This window comes from Armatimonas sp. (assembly GCF_043757465.1).
Taxonomy (GTDB): Bacteria; Armatimonadota; Armatimonadia; order Armatimonadales; family Armatimonadaceae; genus Armatimonas.
On record NZ_JAYVPL010000141.1, the window covers coordinates 1 to 3,632 of the forward strand.

Consider the following 3,632-nt stretch of genomic DNA (forward strand, 5'->3'; position numbering starts at 1 on the left):
ATCATTCAGGGATTGCTACAGAGACCCCAAAATCGTGTCGCTGCACATCCAACGTGATGCCCAACTATACCTTTCCGGTGCGATGGGCAAAAAGCCCCAATAAATCGTTGTCGGCGGGTTCACGACTGACCTTGGCAAAGACACGCTGCCCTGGTTTCGCCCCCGTGGAGTGCGCCTCATAGACCGTACTCACCAGCCCCGCGGCAGCGATCCCGGTAAGCGTCAGTAGTTCCTCACCCACCAAAAACTCCACGGGCTCGAAGAGGGGCTTCTGGTCGCCGTAGGTCTCTAGCTCCAGCTTGCGCTCCGCCTGGGCACGCCAGGAGTTAAGAAGCCGAAAGACCTCCGCTGCCAGAGCCTGCTCGTTTTGGGGGACACGATCCGGGTGGCAGTTTTTTGCAAGCGACCGAAAAACCTCGCCCAACGCGTGGCGCAGAGTGGCGGCACTGTAGCCTTCCAGTCGCCCGAAAACCTGCTCGGGGCAAGCGGCTTGTTCTAGCTGAGTTTTAAGTGTTTCCAAGCTCTCTTTCCTTGTTATTGTCTTTCTTACAATTTATCGTATCCGTGTGAAACTGCAAGTTTATTTTTACATGGTTGTTCACGACCAGGAATGGTGATGGAAAACGGGGATGCCTACCACCCTGCACTTTAAGTTTGAGGGAATCGGGGGACGTTCAGTGTGTTTGCGATGACATTCTGTATCGAGTTAACGACGATCGCGGCGGGCTACGAGCGCTATGGGATGGCGAGCGAGGCCGGACTGCCCTATGCCACAACGCCGATCTCACGCCCGCGCTGGAGCTCCTGGAGACGGCAAAGAGAACGCCATGCCAGCTTTGGCTACATGAGCGATGCTTACCTGAGGCCCTATCTCAATGATGCTTTTGTCTATGAATAATGCCTAACTAGGAAGTGGGAGGGTGAAATAATTCGGTTCTACCGCGCCCCTGTGGCACGCTTGAAGGTATCGGCTCCCCCGACGAGGGGCAGGGTGATCCGAGTGGCATCGAGATCTACCGTCAGCTTCGTGCCGGGCTTGGGCCAGAGCGTGAAGTCGTGGTCGCTCGAAAGGATCATCAGGCCAATGCGCTTGCCAACGGGAATGATCTGATCATCGGGTTCCAGATCGAACGTGAGGGTCACAAACTCGCCGGGCTTTAGCGGTGTGCCGCGATCCATCGCGTGATAGTCGCCGCCCTTGGTGAGCGACTTGGCGTTCTGCGGGTCGGCCCAGCCGCGCGTGATGAGGTTCTCCGTCCCGATGGGGCCCGTAGTCCACGGTAGCTGCACCAGGTACACCGAGAGATTCGCCGCCGCCGCACTCGACGCCAGCCGGACGGTCACTCGCGCCGTGCCGGACAGGTGAACCGGCGCGGTCAGCTCGGGCGTGGCGTAGAGCAGGCGGTTGGGAGAGTCCGCTGCCTGTACCAGTGTCGCGGCAGTGAGGGAAACATCATCGGTCAGCTCTTCCGTAGACTGCTTGACGGGCTTGACGGGGGTCAGGCCGCCAGCTGTCTTGCCGCCTGAGGAGAGAAAAAACGTCACCGGCGAGGCGGCCGGGTTGGGGTAGTCGTCGTAGGGTGTGGGCGCGGGTCTGGGAGCGCCGGGCTCACGCTCGCGCACAATATACGATTTCGGGCCTTTCTCAATGCCGTTTTGTACGCCGTAGAGGAAGCGCGTGAACCACTTGTTCATCAGCTCCAAGGGCGGATCGCCGCCGTGCCCGCCTTGGTGGAAGTACTGCACGAGCGGAACCCGGCCTTTAATTGCCTGGCTGATGCGCACGCTATGCTCCGGCACCACGTTCCAGTCGTTGAAGGCATGCGCCATAAGAACCGCGCACTTGATGTTTTTGGTGAAGGGGAGCAGATCATGCTCTGCCCAGAAGGCATTGTAGTCGCCCGTGCGGCGGTCTTGGTTCTGGGCGAATGCGCCATCACGGTAGAGCCTGTCGCCCGCTTCCCGTCGCGCGGGATCGCCACTGTTGATGAAGTCGTAGAGAGAGTCTATGTCCTCGCCTAAATAACCGCCGGGGCTTCGCACAAGGCCATTGGAGCGGTAGTAGTGGTAGTACGACGTGTTGGGCGCGACCGGAATAATCGCCTCCAGCCCCTTGACGCCCGTCGTTGCCGCTGCCACGGGGATCGTCCCATTGTAGGATGTGCCCGTCATTCCTACTTTGCCGGTGCACCAGTCCGCCTGAATCTCAATAGAGCCATCCAGCGTCGTGTAGCCTTTCGCCCGACCGTTGAGCCAGTCAATCACGGCCTTGGGCGCCAGTCGCTCCGGGGCCCCACCCACGGTCGCGCTCCCCTCCGACAGTCCCGTACCAGGGGCCTCCGAGTGAACCACGGCGAAACCACGAGGTACCCAAGTGCCAACAAGCGAGTTAGAGATACTCTTTCGGTTCGCATTAAACCCAACCGTCGGGTGCGCGGTTCGGGCGGGCGGTTGCGCGCCCAGCTCGTGGCGCACATCCCAGTTCACATCGAAATTACCCGACGTCCCCGCAAAATAGGGCGACGACTCATAGACCACCGGCACGCGCAGGCCCTCGGTCTGGGTCTGTTTCTGGCGGATGACATCCACATGGACACGATCCCGCTTGCCATTTTTATCGGAGTCAAACTCCGTCTCGACCCAGAGCTGCTCTCGAATCCACTCGCCGGGGCTGGCGAAGGCGGGGACGACTTGTGCCTGCCCCTCGACAAATAGGGGCTTAGCGGACGGAGCCTGCGCCGAGACGGGCGTGGAGAGAAGAACCAGAGAAAAGAGAAGTGAGAAAGGAACTGTGGACATGGTGGCACGATTATACAGTATTACGACGAAAAACGGAGAGCCCTACCCCAGCGCCTCTTCCCAGGTGTGCACGCGCTGGGGCTGGAGCGCAAGACGTGCCAGTCCAGTGCATACTTCTTTTTTGATTGTATCCTCAGTCGGTTGTTTGTGTATACTAGGAGGGTGTCTGGTTTCCCACAACAAACTCTCTTCCCACAACGTGCGCCCGATGGTGTTCAGGTCGTCGTCTCCGACTCCGAAAGCCGAGTGCTTCTCCAAAAACGCGAGGATTTCCGTCTCTGGAGCCTGCCGGGTGGCAAGATCGAGCCCGGCGAGACCCCCGAAGTCGCCGCGGTTCGGGAGCTTCAGGAAGAGACGGGCTTTACGGTGACTCTTACCCGTTGTATCGGGTTCTACTGGCGGCCTGATCTGCCTGGTGGCGGTGCGCTGGTTCAGGTCTTTGCCGGACAGATCGTCGAGAAAATCGGTGAGCCGGGTTGGGAGTCCGTTGCCGTGGACTGGTTCACGAGGGAAACTCTCCCACGCTCCGTTCCCGGCTGGACTCGCACTGTCCTCACGGATGCTCTCCTCGGAGGCACGCCCGTGCGCCGGATCCAGCGCCTCCCTCACTGGAAAGCCTGGCTCGTACGCCTACTCTACGCGCTTCGTCGGCTGCGCAACCGGCTCACGGGGTGTGGGTAGGCACACCTCGGCTAAACGGTGGTTTTTGGCAGGCTAGGCGACGTACAATATTTCCATTGTGACGACTCCCTCCGCTAAAGCAGAGAGCTTCTGAAATTATGTCTAGGACACAATCACAAAAAACAACAATGCCAAGCATCAGGCTTCTTGGG

Annotated in this window: 4 protein-coding genes; 2 read left to right on the plus strand and 2 right to left on the minus strand. The window is 59.5% G+C overall.

The features are described from left to right. Nucleotides 1-64 precede the first annotated feature (64 nt). A complete protein-coding gene (locus ACH2ED_RS19440; protein WP_395094370.1) occupies nt 65-520 on the minus strand; it encodes a hypothetical protein in 456 nt (151 codons plus the stop codon). Between the two features lie 159 nt (nt 521-679). On the opposite strand from ACH2ED_RS19440, the gene ACH2ED_RS19445 reads away from it, so the two are divergent. Continuing rightward, complete coding sequence (locus ACH2ED_RS19445; RefSeq protein ID WP_395094372.1) at nt 680-898, plus strand: hypothetical protein; 219 nt, start codon at nt 680-682, stop codon at nt 896-898. A 38-nt stretch (nt 899-936) separates the two neighbouring features. Here the strand turns inward: ACH2ED_RS19445 and ACH2ED_RS19450 are convergent, their stop codons facing one another. After that, nucleotides 937-2,799: a Xaa-Pro dipeptidyl-peptidase gene (locus tag ACH2ED_RS19450; RefSeq protein ID WP_395094373.1), complete on the minus strand. Its 1,863-nt coding sequence runs from the start codon at nt 2,797-2,799 to the stop codon at nt 937-939. Nucleotides 2,800-2,961: 162 nt separating this feature from the next. Here ACH2ED_RS19450 and ACH2ED_RS19455 point away from each other — a divergent pair, with 162 nt between their 5' ends. Beyond that, nucleotides 2,962-3,480, plus strand: a complete 519-nt coding sequence (locus ACH2ED_RS19455; protein WP_395094375.1) for an NUDIX hydrolase — start codon at nt 2,962-2,964, stop codon at nt 3,478-3,480. Nucleotides 3,481-3,632: the final 152 nt, after the last annotated feature.

What these genes read in the sequence shown, in the direction of transcription:
- ACH2ED_RS19450 (WP_395094373.1), bottom strand. Translation starts at nt 2,799, where the DNA reads ATGTCCACAGTTCCTTTCTCACTTCTCTTTTCTCTGGTTCTTCTCTCC.